This window comes from Devosia sp. MC532, assembly GCF_016461625.1.
Taxonomy (GTDB): Bacteria; Pseudomonadota; Alphaproteobacteria; order Rhizobiales; family Devosiaceae; genus Devosia.
The window spans coordinates 1-16,286 of sequence record NZ_JAEMNZ010000020.1 but is presented as its reverse complement, the minus strand read 5'-3'; the positions used below and the strand labels follow the sequence as shown (position 1 = coordinate 16,286).

The window sequence follows — 16,286 nt, the reverse complement described above, 5'->3', positions numbered from 1 at the left end:
ACTTGCATGTGTTAAGCCTGCCGCCAGCGTTCGTTCTGAGCCAGGATCAAACTCTCAAGTTTAATCATGACTATTGTCGCTAGATGCACGTTTGCGTTTTGACGAGGACACACATCAAATTGCGCTATTAAAGCGCTAAAAGAGTGTACCTCTAGAAACGTGCACCCATCGAAGTCTTGTATAACTTCCACTGGAGTAAACCCCAGCTTCCGTTCGCAAGAACCTCGCCGTCCACGTTTCTCTTTCTTCTTGTCTTCACAATGTCAAAGAGCTGACCCATCGGCTACAAACCGGACACGTCATTTTGGAAGCAAAGCTTCCGGAGTTCTTAGAGACAAAACTTTTTGCGCCGTTACCGGCCAAACTGCCTGATCTTTCAGATTTCTGTGCCGCTAGAACTTAGTGCCGGAAGGCGCTGTGCTCTGCAGCGATGACCGGGTTATAGGGGCAGGCCGTTTTGCTGGCAACCCCCTCATGACAAAATCACGACAAAACTGGCCGGGTTTCTCTTCCCGCTGTGAACAAATGTTGCGAGACGGCTAGTTTTCAAGGGGTGACGCAGAAATCACAATATTTCAGGCTTTTAGCGCTCACGCATGTATGGAAGCACTTATGCCGTAACAAGCTCAATGAGACGTTCGATGACACGGGGCTTCTCACGCGTGAGTCCCTTGTAATCCAGTTGCTCCTCACTGAGCGCATTGATCTGGTCGATAAGCGCGTGGGCGATCTCCCCTTGCCTCGGATGACCACTTAACTTCTCGATCGGGTCGACAGATACACGAATGGTAAAGGCCAGCGCCCCAGTCTTAGGAAGCTTTCGCAATGTCTGCCGTTCAACGCGCATAAAGATCGGGTCTGCCCGTACTGCTGCCCCGAACCTCGGTTCTGTAGGTCCAGTGCTTTCCGGATGAAAAAGTCGATCGTCGCCATAAAGGGAATAGTTCCAGCGGATCATTGGTGTTTCCGGTCGCGCGGCATCGAACATGCGAGCCATAATTTGAGCTGCGCGCGTGCCGGGGCCAAATCCCGGAACGGGGGCATGGATATCCGCAAGGGGTTTGCCGATCTTCTCCGCCAACAGCCAGGATGATGGGAAACAGAGGCAGGCTGCCGTGAGGCGCCAAGCTTCGGTGTCGCGCTGCAGGATCAACAGATCGTCCTGCACGAGGCGCGCGGCGGTCAACAGCGGACTGTCCTTCCCAGTTATCGGACGGACCTCGTTGATCGCCGATATGGCTAAGCCATCGACGTGACGCTGGTAGTCGCCCGGATGCGCTTCAGGCAGATATTGGGTTATAAGCGAAAGGAGTTCCTGCTGTGCTTCATAACTTTCGACTTGTTCGGCGTAGACAGTCGGGCGGTACTCCGTAAGCAGCCTATCTTTTTCCCTGAGCTGCGCAGCTAGACAGATGTCAGGCTCCAACCAATGATCGGGGCTGATTGGTTTGGTGCCTATTTGAAAAAGCTTGGATGAACCGTCGTAGGGCGTCGAGATCGTCATGTCACACATCACAGAGACCGATCGAGCGACGATATCACCTTGTTTAAGAGCGCAAAGAGCTGATGCGTCTCTTTTTCATCTAGGTCTGATAAGGCAATTGCATTGAGGCGAGCGACAGCGGCCTCCACTTTAGGTAGTGCTGCAAGTGCCTTAGGCGTGAGTGAGGCCAAGACGCTCCGACCATCTTCCGGATTTTTGTGGCGATCAATCCAGCCATCACGTTCCATTCTGGTCAGCGTTGCGGTCATCGTGGGCTGCTCGACCTGCGCCGCTTCAGCGAGTGCTTTCTGCGAGTGCGCGCGGTGCTGCAGCGCCAGAAGAACCGGCATATAGGCCGGACTCAGGCCCAGCGGCGCAAGCTCCCGCTCCAATAAGCGGATCAGCAAACGGGCAGCGTGATTGGTCGTATAGCCAACGGCGGTGGTCTTGAGCAGTGCCATTTACACGGGGATCGCAATATATATAGTAGGCTAACTATATTCACTTAGTCACTAACGTCAAAACCGAGAATGTGACGCCGATGAAGAGTTCTTCTAACCGTTATGGCCGCACAACTGCGTTGCTCCACTGGATCTCAGCATTGATAGTCATTTTAATGCTGGCTAGCGGCCAAGCTTTAGACTGGGCACCACAATCACAGGTCTCGTCGATCCTACCGTTTCACGTCAGCTTGGGCTTATTACTTGGTGTTCTAACTCTCGCCCGTGCCGCTTGGTGGATATTTTTTGACAAACATCCAGCTCCACACGTCGGCATGACTGCAGGGCAAGAACGAGCGGCTAAAGCGGTACACTTGCTGCTCTATGGCGCGATCGTGGTCATGGTGGGTAGTGGCGTCGCCATGCTACTTTTGAGTGGCGCGGGATCAGCTGTGTTTTCAGGCGGCGCACTTCCTCGCTTTTCGACCTTACCGCCGTTTGGAGCCCATACGATCTTCAGCAAGATATTGTTGTTGCTGGTCATTGGCCATATCGGTGCCGCGCTTTGGCACCAGCTCGTCATCAAGGATAATCTGCTGGCGCGAATGCGGCCTCATTAGGTTTTCTTTTCAGCCCTCTGATCAACGCCATTTTGATGGAGCGTCAGGGCAACCGCCGCTCCATCGACAATCTCAAAACTCAATTGGGCGTCGACGACCTTATAAAAAAATTCGTGCTCTGCTTCAGGGAACACTTCGAACTGATCCTGCCCGGTGAGTTGGGCGTAAAGTCGTCCTGCGCTTTGGGTGATGGTGAAGGAAACATCGGGGGTGAGCTGATAGGTCCCTACATACATAGGCAACACAGACGGATCGATCTCGATTTCCGTACGCAACTTTGGCTGTTCGCGTAAAGGCAAGGATGGATTGAGCAAATGCATCCCGATGTCGTCGATCCCGGCTAATGTTGCCATATTGGATAAAACGACGACGCCGTTTCCACTGAGCTTGTCATATCCAACAAAGCTGCGGAATCCGCCGGTACCACCATTATGCCAGATGATGTCGCCCTGCCCTAAATCAGTGATGAACCAGCCCATGGCGATGGATTGTCCTTGGCTGATCTCTCCGGGTCGCTCCAGCATTTTTTCAAAAGCCGGTTTTAAAGATGAGTCGCTATTGCCGCTGGCCGCAGAGATAAATTTTGCCAGATCTTCCGCATTTGTCACGAGAGCCCCCGCAGGTGAGAAAGCATCAAATTTCCAATTGGCGGCAGGCTCCCGCGCAGAGTCATAGCCTGTCGCCATGCCTTCGATGGTTTCCCCTGTGAGCTGTATACGGCTAGACGACATTTCGAGCGGTTCAAAAATGAGCGTTCGCATCAGCTCGCTGTAAGACACCCCGCTGGCTTCTTCCATCGCAATACCGAGCAAGGCAGCGCCTGCATTAGAATACTCAAAAGCCTCACCTACAGGGCGCGCCAGCGTGAGGTCAGCTAACCATGCAAACAAATCCTCACGCGATGTATCCCGGTAAGGATCATCGAGGCCCTTGTCTGTGATGCTTTGCGGCAGGCCGGTAAGCCCGGCTGTATGCGTGGCGAGAGTAAACGCAGTGATAGGCTGCTCACTCTCCGGCAGTTGAGTGCCCTCCGGCAGGTAGGTGCTTATGGGCGCATCAACATCCATCACACCATTGAGCGCGAGCTGCGCCAGCAAGAGACTGTTAAAGGTTTTGGAAATTGACCCCGCCTCAAACAAGGTCTTTTGGTCGACCGGAGTGGGATCATCCAGCGAGATGGTACCATGAGAAACAAAACGCGTCTCACCATCTTCCACGATCGCAACGGCTATGCCGACATTGGCCTGATCGCGACCGATACGATCGCCAAGGATCTGCGCGACATCGCCATCCGACGGCATAGCTGCCTCCTGTCCCATCACAGATGAGAGCATAAATATGGTAGCAGCCAGAACGGCGAAAATTCTCATAAAAACAGCTCCGGCGTTGTCGGCTTTAACCCACAACGCCGGAGCTGCAATTTGGTTGGTTATTTCTTCGCCATCGCGATCGAATCTAGGATCACCTTGCGGGCGTCCTCAATACCACCAATGCCATTGATCTTGGCCCACTTGCCTGGTTCAAGATCCTTGTAGTGGGTGAAGAAGTGCTTGACGCGCTCGAGCTGGATTTCCGGCATGTCACCAATATCCAAGATATTGTCATACATGCGGGTCAACTTGGACACCGGCACAGCAATGATTTTCTCATCCTGGCCGCCGTCGTCTTCCATAAACAGCACGCCAACCGGGCGCGAGCGCACCACTGCGCCCGGTACAAGCGGACGAGAATTCATTACGATCACGTCCAGCGGATCGCCGTCGCCGCACAAAGTGTGTGGGACGAAGCCGTAGTTCCCCGGATAACGCATTGGCGTATAAAGGAAACGATCAACAAAGAGAGCACCGCTGTCCTTGTCGATCTCATACTTGATCGGCTCGCCCCCAAGAGGAACTTCAATGATGACATTGAGCTCTTCGGGCGGGTTCTTGCCGGTCGGGATCGCGTCGATATTCATGGTCGTAACCTTGCCGTTCAATTTGATGACGGAATATTGGGCAGCTTCTGCCCGCAAAACCGACCAAAAGGCAAGACGCAAACGGACGCAGACCGTTCCCTATTTAATGACGAGTACGGGGATGGTCGATCGTGCAAGCACCTCTGCCGCCTGACTGCCTAGGAGCATACGCTGAAAACCACGCCGACCATGCGAACCCATAACAATGGTGTCACAGCCGATTTTCTCAGCGGCTTCAAGGATTGCGTCAGCCGGACGGTGCTCTGCCAGATAGCGCGTTTCGATATTTACCCCTTGGGCCTGCGCAATGTCGCGAGCTTGAGCCAAAATGGTTTTCGCATGCTTGGCATAGCTCTCCTCAAGTTCCGACAAGATCGACCCTGCATCAATCGCACCGAAACTACCGCCACCCAATGCTGACACAATTGGATCGGTAGAGGTCAGCGCAATTACGCTGGCGCCGTTAAGCTTGGCGAGCTCCAATGCAGCCGACAAAGCCTTGTTGGCAAGCTCGGATCCATCCGTCGCGATCAGAATCGATTTAAACATGTCACTGCCTCCGTATGTGCATGCCGATATCTTGACGCAAAAACACCCGGGCCGCTTTGATCTGGATCAGTCTTTGATAATTTCACTCGTCAGATGAGGACAATTGCCGAACCTGATTGCGCAAAATTGTACGATCACGGCTGGAGACACCGATCAATTCGGCGATACGCCAGACCAAATTGTCCTCCAGCTCATGATTTTTGCTGTCAGCGAACACTACGGTCCACATCATACGAATAATCTCGATACGGTCATCCATCGGCAGATGGGTGATGCCACTGGTAAACTTGTAAAAATCCACCGACTCCGCATCGCGGCGAGACGCTTCCTGAACCAACTTTTCTACGCTGGCCTCGTTGAGGCTGTAATAGTCGCCAAGCACCTCACGGATCGCTTTTTTCTCATCATCCTTCACGGCACCATCAACGGCAGCTAAATGCACAAGCAGAGCCGCGACAGCAACTTGTGGATCAAGAAGATCGGTTTGCGACTGGGGCTTGGAGAACAGTCGGGTCAGGGCCTCAAACATATATTACTCGTAAGAAGAAAGACGGGGCTGAGGAAAACTTAGCCGTAAGGGGCACAAACACAAAGCCTTCCAAGGCCTTTGTTGCGCTCTAGCTCCCTATTGATGCAGCTGCGTCACACTGCAGAGCAAGAAAATGGACTCGACTCTTCGTGGATTTAGAGTCATTTTGTTCTCGTTATGTTCACATCAGCGGTGACCTATGCAGGCCCCAAATCGACACCAGCGCCTTGCCGCGCTGCGTGACGTCATTGCCGATATTGAGCGCAAACCCGCCTTGGCGGAGGCGCGCCATCGCGTTGACGCCGACACAGTAAGCACGAGATTTCCGCGCTTTGCCGGAGGCTTAGTACAGGAAGTTTTTACCGATGACACGCGCCATTCCAGCGTCAGCCTTGGCTTTGCCTTAGCACAAACACGTGGTCTTTTAGCGGGTCGACGCATGGGCATTCTCTATGTTCAGCTCATCAACCAAGCGCAAGACATGGGCATGCCTTATGGCCCGGGCCTGATCAGCTTCGGCATAGACCCCGCAGCCATTGTCTTGGTGCGCGTAGCCAATATCACCGAGCTGCTCTGGGCCTGTGAAGAAGCACTTAACTGCAAGGCTATTGCCGCTGTCATCGCTGATGTCGCAAAACCCTCAAAGCATCTCGATTTTACCGCAAGCCGCCGCTTGAGCCTGCGCTCGGCCCAATCAGGGGCCAGCCTTTTTCTCTTGCGTTACGGCAAGACGCGCGAAGCAAGCGCGGCGCAATTGCGCTGGCAGTTGGCACCTATCACCAGTGGCCGCAAACCTTTTGACGATCACGCTCCTGGCCCTGCACGTTGGACGGTCAAGCTCGAGCGAGGCTCCCTCATCAAGCAGCACGCAGAATGGGTGCTGGGATGGACGGAAAATGGATTCACCAGTTTTACACCGCGACGCGGCCCCAATGATCGGATCCGCACGAATACGCCGCTTCCTCGTCCTCTACCTACCAAGCTGGGCAACCGATTATCTCAAGCGAGCTGAACCCAACCTCACCGGCCCTTTGGCGCTTTATGAACGCGTACAGGGAGGCCTTCGGATTGCAGCGCTAGATAGGGAAGCGGCACAACTGGGTATTCGCCAAGGCCAAACCTTGGCCGATGCCCGGGCTCTGGTTCCTACTCTCATCGTGCGGGAGATGGATCGCGATTGGTTTGAGGCTGGCTTCGCCGATTTTGCCGACTGGCATTCCAATGCTAGTCCGCTTGTCGCCGTTATGCAGGACCCGTCTAAGTTCGGCGATCTCGTTCTGGACACAACCGGCGTCGATCACCTCTTCGGTGGCGAGCCGAATATGTTGCGAACACTGCTTACACGCCTTCGCGCTCTTGGCTACACCGTGGCTGGATCGATAGCCCCAACCATTGGGGCCGCTTGGGGGGTGAGCCATTATGCGCGCAGCCAAATCGTCTCCCCTGACACTCTCGACAAGGTTCTCGATACCCTGCCTGTCGCCGCATTGCGCCTGGATCAAAAGCAACTCGCCACACTTGCCCAAATGGGCCTTAAAACCATTGGTGAACTGCGCACCCGTCCGCGCAAGCCCTTGCAAGCCCGGTTCGGCCAAAGCCTGATTTTGCGCCTCGATCAGGCCTATGGGCATGTGCTTGAGCGGATGAACCCGCGCCTCCCGCAAACCGAACAATTTGCCGAACGCCGCTTTGCCGAGCCCATAGCTCTCATCGACGATGTTTTGGCCACCACCAAAGACCTCGCGATCACCCTCTCACAGCAATTGGAGAAGCAAGGACAAGGCGCGCAAAGCTTTCACCTTTTTCTTTATCGCGTCGATCATAAGGTCATGACGCTTTCGGTGAACTCAGCGCGCGTAACCCGCGACCCTCATCACATCAGCCAACTGTTCGTTCACCGCGCCGAGCGATTCTCTGCCGAATACGACCCGGGCTTTGGCATTGATATGGTGCGCCTTTCGGCCAGTTCTTTGGACCACTTGGGTGAAACGCAGGCCTCCGCCTTCAGCCTAGAAGATGGCACGCAAGATCTCGACCAGCTTAATGATCGGCTCGCCAGCCGGCTGGGCGTGCTTTCTGTCGTCCGCACCCAGCTTTTGCCTTCACACATGCCCGAGCGCGCCGCGCGTCTTGTGCCTGTGCAAGCGTGCCAAACATTCGACAGGCCAGATAATTGGCCAGAGATGACGCGTCCATTGCGTCTCCTGCCCTCGCCCGAACGGATCGACATTAGCGCCGAAGTTCCTGATGGCCTGCCCGCCTTGATGGTTTGGCGTCGCCTGCACTATCGCCTCGTTAAAGGAGCCGGCCCCGAGCGTCTGGGCGCTGAATGGTGGCGGGCGCCAGAACGCTTGCAGCTTGCCCCAGAGACACACCCCACAGAACAAGCAGAGGAAGAGGCGCAACTGACCCTGCCTTATTCATCACCCTTGCCTCTCTTCGTGCCAGACGATGCAACGCGTGATTACTACAGTGTCGAAGACGAAGTTGGACGCCGTTTTTGGGTGTTCCGCCAGGGCTTTTATGGCGGGCACACCCATCCCACTTGGTACCTCCATGGGCTCTTTGCATGACCGACATTATCCGTCTTCCCACGCGAGAGCGCTCGCCTAGCGCACGACCCAAAACTGCGCCCTTTGCTGAGCTCATCACCACCAGCAATTTTTCATTTCTACGGGGCGCGTCTCACCCCGAGGAGCTTGTGTCCGCCGCCATGCAATTGGGTCTGAATGGCATGGGGCTTTGCGACCGTAATAGTTTTGCTGGGGTTGTGCGCGCCTTCACCACCGCCAAACATCATGCCGAAAGGTTCAAGAGCTTCCGTTATCTCGTCGGCGTTCGCCTATGCTTTGACGATGGCACGCCTGATATTATTGCTTACCCCACGGATCGACCGGCCTATGGACGCCTCTGTAAACTCCTCACCCTTGCCAATCAGCGCGGCGAAAAGGGATCCCCTTCACTTCTTCTCTCCGATCTCTTCGGCAATGGAGACCCAGCCTCACCCAAAGAACACGGCCCGCAAGAAAGCTTTGTAGAGGGTCAACTCTTTATTCTCATGCCCGATGAGCGCGATTGGAGACGCACCGAGCAAACCCTTGCTGCGCTGACGCAATTTGGCGGGGCACAAAACGTTTGGGTCGCTGGCGTGCCCCGCTTTGACGGTCATGACCGTGCGCGCCTCAACCGCGTCGACATCTCCGCGCGTCGCCATGGGGCCAGAATGCTCGCGAGCAATGATGTTTATTATCACGAGCCAGATCGACGCATTGTCGCCGATGTTGTCACCTGCATTCGTGAGCACACAAGCCTGCATGACGCCGGGTGGCTGCTGACCAAAAATGCAGAACGCCATCTCAAACTCCCTTTTGAGATGGAACGCCTTTTTGCCGAACACCCTGACGCCATAGCCCAGACCCAAGCCATTATGGGGCGGATTGGCTTCACCCTTGATCAGCTCAAATACAACTATCCCGAAGAGACCATCGGCAATGGTGAAACTGCTCAACAAACGCTAGAGCGCCTCACATGGGAGGGTGCAGCACGGCGCTTCCCGGAAGGTATTCCCAATACCGTCAAAGCGATGATTTGGAATGAGCTCTGCCTCATCGCCTATAAGCATTACGCCGCCTATTTTCTCACCGTCCATGACATCGTGCGCTTCGCCCGCTACGAGCGAAAAATCCTTTGTCAGGGGCGCGGCTCAGCAGCCAACTCTGCCGTGTGTTTTTGCCTCCACATCACCGAGGTCAACCCAGTTACCGGCAACCTCGTCTTTGGTCGCTTCATCTCCACCGAACGCGATGAACCGCCCGATATCGACGTCGATTTCGAGCACGCACGGCGCGAAGAGGTCATGCAATATGTCTATGAAAAATATGGTGGCCGCCGCACAGGTCTAACCGCCAATGTCATTACTTACCGCTCCAAAAGCGCCATCCGCGAAACCGCAAAAGTCTTTGGCGTCTCCGAAGATACGGTCAATGCCTTCAACCAGCTCCATTGGGGATTTGGCTCAGCAGTGGAATTGCAAAAAGTAAAGGCCATTGGCCTCAACCCAGACGACCCCGTGCTGTCGCAAATGTTCGAAGTGGTGAAAGTGCTTCGAGGTTTCCCGCGGCACCTCTCTCAACACGTCGGTGGTTTTGTCATTACCCGCGATAGTCTGGAAACCATGGTGCCCATCGGCAAAACCGCCATGGATAGCCGCGTCATCATCGAATGGAACAAAGACGATATCGCCGCGCTCGGCATTTTGAAGGTCGATATTCTGGCCCTCGGCATGCTCTCCTGCCTCAGGCGGGCATTTGAGCTTTTGCATGTCCATTATGACAAGCAGCTCACCCTGGTTGATATTCATGCCGAGGAAACCGGCGACGGACCGCTGGATAAGGCCCGCGTCTACGACATGATCCAGCGCGCCGATACGCTTGGCGTCTTTCAAATCGAAAGCCGCGCGCAAATGTCGATGTTGCCGCGCCTCAAGCCAAAAGAATTTTATGACCTCGTCATAGAGGTCGCCATCGTTCGCCCCGGCCCCATTCAAGGGGACATGGTCCATCCCTATTTGCGTCGCCGACAAAAGCTTGAAGAGCCCGTCTATTACAATGATGCGCTCAAAGCCGTTCTAGAGCGCACGCTGGGCATTCCGCTTTTTCAAGAACAGGCTATGCAGATTGCCATTGTCGGCGCCGGCTTCTCACCTGGCAAAGCGGACTCTTTACGCCGCGCCATGGCCGCATGGCGCCGAACCGGAAAGATCGCACAATTTGGTGATGAGTTTCTCGCGGGCATGGCCGCCAATGGCTATCCGCTCGAATTTGCCAAAAACTGCTTCGCGCAAATTCAAGGCTTTGCCGAATATGGTTTTCCTGAAAGCCACGCCGCCAGCTTTGCCCTACTGGTCTACGCCTCGTGCTGGTTCAAATGCCACTACCCGGACATCTTTGCCTGCGCCTTGCTCAATTCCCAACCCATGGGCTTTTACGCGCCCAGTCAAATCGTACGCGATGCGCGCGAGCATGGCGTTGAGATTTTAGACGCAGACATCAATCTGTCTGAGCTGGAATGCGTCATGGAAGATGGCACTGCGCCAGCAGCCACCCGCCTTTGGCCCAAACATGCCAATATGGCAGGCGATATATTTTCGACCAAAGCTATTCGCCTTGGTTTGCGCTTTGTCGACGGCCTACCCGAAAAAGACGTCAACTGCATCATCGCCCGACGCGGTTCGGGCTATGCTTCGGTAAAAGACCTTTGGCTGCGCACAGGCGTTTCGGTCACCAGCCTAGAAAAACTCGCCAAAGCCGATGCGTTTGCCTCCATGGGGCTTAACCGTCGTGAGGCACTTTGGGCGGTAAAGGGCCTCGTCGGCACACATGGCGCTGAAACCCTGCCGCTTTTCGCCTCTGCCCCACAACCCTCTTTGCCGTTCTTGGAAGAAGCCCCCAACCTACCCCTTATGGCGCCCGGAGAAGAGGTTATCCACGATTACGCCACGCTATCCCTTTCGCTCAAAGGACACCCGGTTCAGTTTGTGCGCCCCATGCTGATTACACGCGGCACAACACGCGCTGCCAATTTGGAAACAGTTACACCGGGCCACCGTATTGAAGTGGCAGGTCTCGTGCTCGTTCGGCAACGCCCAGGCACTGCGGGCGGGGTCATCTTCGTCACACTCGAAGACGAAACAGGCACAGCCAATATCGTCGTTTGGCCAAAACTTTTTGCCGACGACACAAATCGTAAAACACTACTCTCAAGTCGCATGCTTGCTGTGCGCGGGCAGGTTCAGCGCGAAGGCTTGGTCATTCACATTATCGCCGAGCAGTTAGTGGATTTGACCCCGCACCTGCTCGATATTTCCAATGGCCTCGACATGGGCGACGCTGTCGTGGCGCGCGCCGACGAAGGGAAATCTGGTCCACCCGGCAGCCATAGCCGAGACCGCAACGCGCAGCGCGAAATCGAGCAGGCCCGTAAGCGCGCTTGGGCAGCGCTGCCAACAGGCCGCAATTTCCATTGATTATCGGAGCAAGGCTTCGATACGAGCCGCCAAGTCAAAATCCTTCTGGCTCACCCCACCGACATCATGCGTCGTCAACGCAATATCGACACGCCCATAACTGTTGGACCAATCGGGGTGGTGCCCGGCCTTTTCGGCAAGCAAGGCAACGCGCGCCATAAAGGCAAAGGCCTCAGAAAAATTACGGAACTGAACCGAGCATGTAATCGCGCTAAGGTCTTCATTCCACGACCAATTCGGCAACTCGCCGATAAGGGTCTGTATCTGTTCAGCAGTCAGTTTACTCAAGTCGTCCCCACCTGGGCGAGAGGTCAGAATTTAACCAGCAATTTACACTAGTCAGCATTTGAGCGCACCTAATTCGAAATTCCTAACAACAGCAAGGAGATATTAAGGGGCCGGGGCGTTCACTCGCAATATTCAGGGGTGCTATCCGTGTTGAACTCTGCGCGCAAAACCATGCCGGTCATGGACTACGTGTCCGTACTTAGGTCTGTTTATACAGACCAGAAAGCGACTTTAGGGGGAACGTTGGCTAGTGTGCTGATGTCCGGCATCGGCGCTTACAAGACTAGTTCTCCCGCCTTGTGCTTAGTTGCGGTAGCCTTTTTGGTCATCGGAATTGCGCGCTATTTTGATACGCGGGCGTTTTGGTCAGCGCAGATAGACGGCACAGATCCCGTAGCCGCCGAACATTGGGAAAACCGTGCCGTCTGGCTCGGGGGCTCCTTAGGCCTCGTTTATGGCCTTTGGTGTCTTGTCTCTTTGGTTTTCGTAGACGACACCCTCGCGGCTCTTTCGAGTGTTTCCATTTCCATCGCTGCAATGGTGGGTATTTGCGCACGTAACTTCGGACTGGACCGTTTGGTATCGGTTCAGATGGTTATGGTCATCATACCGATGTCGCTGGGCCTCGCGCTGCACGGAGAAACTTTCTACGTGGTTTTGTCCTGCCTGTTGCTCGTCATGCTGTTCAGCTTTCGAAAACTCGCGTCAGACATCCGAAACATTTTACTCTCCGCTGTTCACGGTCGCATGGAAGCGACTCGGCTTGCAGCGGAACTCGACATCGCCATCACCACGCTCGAGCATGGCCTGTGCATGCTGGACGAGAACGGTACGCTGACGGTGATGAACGCCCATGTCGCTGCGACGCTCAAAACCTTAGGGGTCAACTACGTCGCCAACCGACCATTCACCGCCATACTTGCTGATATGTCGCGCGCCGGGCAGGTTCCGCGCACTGCGATTGACCGGCTCAACGAGATGGTGAACCGCAGAATTTCAGGAAAGGTCCTACTGTCAGCCAAATCTGGCCGGTATTACGAGATCACCATCAGCAACAAGCAGGATCGTTGCGTCTTGTTGTTCGAAGACATTAGCGATCGTGTTGCAGCCGAAGAACGCATCTCCGTCATGGCCCGCCAGGACAGCCTCACGAATCTGCCCAATCGCCAGCACTTCAGTGAACTGGCGGTAGCGGAGCTGGCGCTGCGGTCGACAGGGCTGCGCCCATCAGCGATGCTGATCTTTGATATTGATGAATTTAAACACATCAATGACAGCTACGGTCACATCATAGGCGACGATCTGCTGCGTTCTGTGGCGCAGCGTCTCAGTACCAGCCTGCCTTCGGGCACTATTCTGGGGCGCTTGGGTGGTGATGAGTTCGTGGCTCTGTCGCCTCACGACAGCAATCTTGAGGATATTACAAACGCTGTCGCTGCAACGCTTGCAGAATTCCGGCATCCCTTTGTGGTCTCAGGGCTACATTTAACCGTGCAAATGAGCATCGGCATTGCCACCAGCGAAAACAGCGCCGATGAACTGACGGAACTGATGACCAAAGCGGATCTCGCCCTCTATGCAGCCAAGGCCGCAGGTCGTGGGTGTAGCAGGGTCTTCCATGTCCAAATGGACCGAGATTATCACTATCGTCAGCGCCTCAAAGCAGACCTGAAGACAGCGATCGAGACAGGCACGTTGTCCCTAGCGTTCCAGCCACAGGTGGACATTACCAGCCGGAAGATTGTGTCCTGCGAAGCTCTTGCGCGCTGGGAGCATCCGCAGCTCGGTAACATTGCGCCCTCTGTTTTCATCCCACTGGCAGAAGAATCCGGGCTAATCTCAGAACTTACCGAATGGGTCATGGACCAGGCGGCCAGGGAATGCGCGTCTTGGCCAGCCGAAATCAGTGTTGCCGTAAACGTATCGGCCCGCGATTTCCGTGGCACTGACCTTGCCAAGGTGATCACCTGCGCGCTGCGCACACACAATCTGCCAGCGCATCGCCTTGAAATTGAGGTGACCGAAACGGCCGTGATCGAAGAGCGTGATTTAGCCAAGACGGTGTTGAACGAACTCGCCGCGATGGGGATTGCCATCGGGCTAGATGACTTCGGGACCGGCTATTCTTCCCTGAGCTATCTGCACACCCTGCCTTTCACCAAGCTCAAAATCGACCGCGCTTTTATTAGCGATATCGCAGACAACGATCGCGCTCGCCTGCTGTTGGCCAATGTCGCGCGCCTTGGGAGAGACCTTAACCTCACGGTTGTTGCCGAGGGCGTTGAAACGGAGGCACAACTCAATACGCTAACTGCTATTACAAGCGTCCAGCAGGTTCAGGGATATTTCTTCTCCCGCCCCCTTCCGCCACGCGATATTGCAGAACTGATCACACGCGTGAACTGCGCGGGTAAACCACGCAAGACCCAGCAATTTGATGCCATGGTTAACGCCCGTTAACCCAATATATTAACGCTGCTTTTTCACTGAGCGACAACTGCTTAGGCCGAACACCTAGGCAAATCTGCATAGTCTTATAGCTAATGAAAGGTTAAAACCCTCTCATTGCTAGGGATTAAAGATGAGTGCAGCTTCCGAACCACAAGTTCCATCTCGTTTTGCGGCGACGCTATTGGACCTTTTAGATCGTGTAGAGGTGCGACGCGTCTCGCCGGACGACCAATTCGATCCTGTCTATCGCCTGCGGTATGAAGCCTATCGCCGAGAAAATTTTATCCCGATCAACTCGCAGCAGATCACGCGCGATCAGTATGATGAGGCCGACAACTGCTTTTGTTTCGGGGTCTATATCGACCAAAAGCTTGTGAGTTCCATTCGGCTACACATAGCCTCCCTCCAGAACCCGACATCCCCCAGTGCCGCTATTTGGCCCGATATTTTGGGTGATATCGTCGGCAAGGGGCAAATCTACGTCGATCCGAGCCGCTTCACGGCCGACCATGATGCGACGTTGGCGTTTCCAGCGCTGCCCTATCTCACCCTCAGAACCGCTGTGATGGCATCGATGCATTTTGGCGCCACCTATTGCATCTCTTCCGTGCGTTCTGAACACTCAGCGTTTTATCGACGAGTTTTTCACTCTAAGCAGTTGGCAGGAGAGGGTTTTTGGGGAGAGCTCACGTTTCCAGTGTGCCTTTACGCCTGCCACGTACCGACCATGGCGAAGACCCTGTTCGAACGTTTCCCCTTCTTTGATTCGACACCAGAAGAGCGCGGAGCCTTATTTGCTGAAGGGCGAGACACGCGTGTGAGCATTTCGCCGTCGGCCAAGCAGGCGCGGCGGCTAAAGCAGATTGCCGAGGCTGTGTAAGGGAAGAAAAGTGGTGCCGCTTACGTGACTCGAACACGTGACCCCATCATTACGAATGATGAGGTTCGTTGTTTACTGCGGTTCGCCACGATATTCCGACGTACTCAACGTATTGCCTGGCGTATAGATTATTGTTAGCGTCTGTATCAGCTTGTTCATGGGTGTTCGAATTCCGGTGGCGACCCATAAATTTTGGAATAGTCAGCGCATGTCTGGGGTGAGACTACCAAAGCGAGTGGTCGACGCCGCCGAGCCGCGAGCTGCACGCTACATTATCTTCGACACCGCAGTCCCTGGCTTCGGCCTGCGAGTTACGCCGAATGGCGCCAAATCATGGATTTTCGAATACCGCCCCGGCGAGGGCGGTCGAAGAGTTTCTAAGAAACGGTTGACCCTAGGGAGCGGGACAGATTTCACGCCCGATCAAGCGAGAAAAACAGCAGAACAGTACCGCTCTATCGGGAAGACCGGTGGTGATCCACAGGGCGAGAAAACAAACAAGCGAGAAACCATTGCTTGCAATGAGCTGGCGAAAGAGTTCCTAGAACACATCGAGGAAAAGCGGTCAGCCTCTACCCACAGCGGGTATCAATCGACGTTAAACAACCACTTTTTTGCCAACGTTTGGACCACGCAAAGCGGCCTCAATCGATCACACGGAACTCGCTAAGCTCCATAAAAATATGAGGAGCAACAAAGCCGCAGCGAACAAGTTGCTTCGTGTAGTCCGCGCAATGTTCAATTGGGGTGCATCAAAGGCTCAGCGCCTTATACCCAGCGGAACCAATCCAACCACTGAGCTGCTGCCGGTTTTGAGGACACCGAGTTAAGGTGTTTTTGGAACTGGAGAGTTTTTATGGAGAGACGCAAGTTCAGCCGGGAGTTCAAGCTCGAGGCTGTCATGCTGGTCAGGGATCGGGGTGTTGCAGTTGCACATGCTGCCCGTGATCTAGACCTGCATGTGAACGTGTTGCGCAAATGGGTGCGCGAGCAGTCTGCCGATCCGCAGCAGGCGTTCCCCGGCCATGGGCAGATGAAGCCCGAGCAGCTCGAGATCGAGAAGC

The 16,286-nt window shown here is 54.8% G+C and carries 15 protein-coding genes and 1 rRNA gene; 8 read left to right on the top strand and 8 right to left on the bottom strand.

Annotation, left to right across the window (positions count from 1 at the left end; translation table 11 throughout):
• The 3 genes from JHC09_RS16610 to JHC09_RS16600 form a co-directional block, all read right to left on the bottom strand.
• A 16S ribosomal RNA gene (locus JHC09_RS16610) occupies positions 1-62 on the bottom strand; the annotation flags it as partial.
• A gap of 548 nt (positions 63-610) precedes the next feature.
• Complete coding sequence (locus tag JHC09_RS16605) at positions 611-1,504, bottom strand: DUF3445 domain-containing protein (RefSeq protein ID WP_199532891.1); 894 nt, start codon at positions 1,502-1,504, stop codon at positions 611-613.
• 8 nt (positions 1,505-1,512) lie between these two features.
• On the bottom strand, positions 1,513-1,944 hold the full coding sequence (locus JHC09_RS16600; protein WP_199532890.1) for a MarR family transcriptional regulator: 432 nt from the start codon (positions 1,942-1,944) through the stop codon (positions 1,513-1,515).
• Between the two features lie 80 nt (positions 1,945-2,024).
• On the opposite strand from JHC09_RS16600, the gene JHC09_RS16595 reads away from it, so the two are divergent.
• Positions 2,025-2,543, top strand: coding sequence for a cytochrome b/b6 domain-containing protein (locus JHC09_RS16595; protein ID WP_199532889.1), 519 nt, complete (start codon positions 2,025-2,027; stop codon positions 2,541-2,543).
• On the opposite strand, the gene JHC09_RS16590 is transcribed toward JHC09_RS16595, so the two are convergent.
• The 4 genes from JHC09_RS16590 to JHC09_RS16575 all read right to left on the bottom strand — a co-directional run bounded on the left by JHC09_RS16590 (position 2,540) and on the right by JHC09_RS16575 (position 5,578).
• The gene (locus JHC09_RS16590) at positions 2,540-3,844 is read right to left on the bottom strand and encodes a serine hydrolase (RefSeq protein ID WP_199532888.1); all 1,305 of its coding nucleotides are present in this window, start codon (positions 3,842-3,844) and stop codon (positions 2,540-2,542) included. The two genes, JHC09_RS16595 and JHC09_RS16590, sit on opposite strands and share 4 nt — an antisense overlap.
• Before the next feature lie 128 nt (positions 3,845-3,972).
• Positions 3,973-4,500: an inorganic diphosphatase gene (gene ppa / locus JHC09_RS16585; protein ID WP_169194524.1), complete on the bottom strand. Its 528-nt coding sequence runs from the start codon at positions 4,498-4,500 to the stop codon at positions 3,973-3,975.
• A 99-nt stretch (positions 4,501-4,599) separates the two neighbouring features.
• Entirely contained in the window at positions 4,600-5,049 is a 450-nt protein-coding gene (locus tag JHC09_RS16580; RefSeq protein ID WP_182394540.1) for a universal stress protein, read from the bottom strand.
• A gap of 82 nt (positions 5,050-5,131) precedes the next feature.
• Positions 5,132-5,578 carry a TerB family tellurite resistance protein gene (locus JHC09_RS16575; protein WP_169194499.1) on the bottom strand — a complete coding sequence of 149 codons (447 nt, stop codon included), beginning with the start codon at positions 5,576-5,578 and terminating at the stop codon, positions 5,132-5,134.
• A 199-nt stretch (positions 5,579-5,777) separates the two neighbouring features.
• Between JHC09_RS16575 and JHC09_RS16570 the strand changes: the two genes are divergently transcribed.
• The 3 genes from JHC09_RS16570 to JHC09_RS16560 are packed head-to-tail and all read left to right on the top strand — an operon-like array spanning position 5,778 to position 11,603.
• Positions 5,778-6,590 carry a hypothetical protein gene (locus tag JHC09_RS16570; protein WP_169194498.1) on the top strand — a complete coding sequence of 271 codons (813 nt, stop codon included), beginning with the start codon at positions 5,778-5,780 and terminating at the stop codon, positions 6,588-6,590.
• On the top strand, positions 6,511-8,151 hold the full coding sequence (locus JHC09_RS16565) for a DNA polymerase Y family protein (RefSeq protein ID WP_199532887.1): 1,641 nt from the start codon (positions 6,511-6,513) through the stop codon (positions 8,149-8,151). Before JHC09_RS16570 ends, JHC09_RS16565 begins: the two co-directional genes overlap by 80 nt.
• Positions 8,148-11,603 carry an error-prone DNA polymerase gene (locus JHC09_RS16560; RefSeq protein WP_199532886.1) on the top strand — a complete coding sequence of 1,152 codons (3,456 nt, stop codon included), beginning with the start codon at positions 8,148-8,150 and terminating at the stop codon, positions 11,601-11,603. The genes JHC09_RS16565 and JHC09_RS16560 overlap by 4 nt, the downstream gene beginning before the upstream one ends.
• Here JHC09_RS16560 and JHC09_RS16555 read toward each other — a convergent pair whose 3' ends face one another.
• A complete protein-coding gene (locus JHC09_RS16555) occupies positions 11,604-11,891 on the bottom strand; it encodes a 4a-hydroxytetrahydrobiopterin dehydratase (protein ID WP_182394543.1) in 288 nt (95 codons plus the stop codon).
• 252 nt (positions 11,892-12,143) lie between these two features.
• Between JHC09_RS16555 and JHC09_RS16550 the strand changes: the two genes are divergently transcribed.
• The 4 genes from JHC09_RS16550 to JHC09_RS16535 all read left to right on the top strand — a co-directional run.
• The gene (locus tag JHC09_RS16550) at positions 12,144-14,351 is read left to right on the top strand and encodes an EAL domain-containing protein (protein ID WP_349236569.1); all 2,208 of its coding nucleotides are present in this window, start codon (positions 12,144-12,146) and stop codon (positions 14,349-14,351) included.
• Positions 14,352-14,472: 121 nt separating this feature from the next.
• Positions 14,473-15,222 carry a hypothetical protein gene (locus JHC09_RS16545; protein WP_199532884.1) on the top strand — a complete coding sequence of 250 codons (750 nt, stop codon included), beginning with the start codon at positions 14,473-14,475 and terminating at the stop codon, positions 15,220-15,222.
• Between the two features lie 235 nt (positions 15,223-15,457).
• Entirely contained in the window at positions 15,458-15,892 is a 435-nt protein-coding gene (locus JHC09_RS16540) for an Arm DNA-binding domain-containing protein (RefSeq protein ID WP_199532883.1), read from the top strand.
• Between the two features lie 186 nt (positions 15,893-16,078).
• A partial coding sequence (locus tag JHC09_RS16535) for a transposase (RefSeq protein WP_199532882.1) occupies positions 16,079-16,286 on the top strand: 208 nt, incomplete at its 3' end.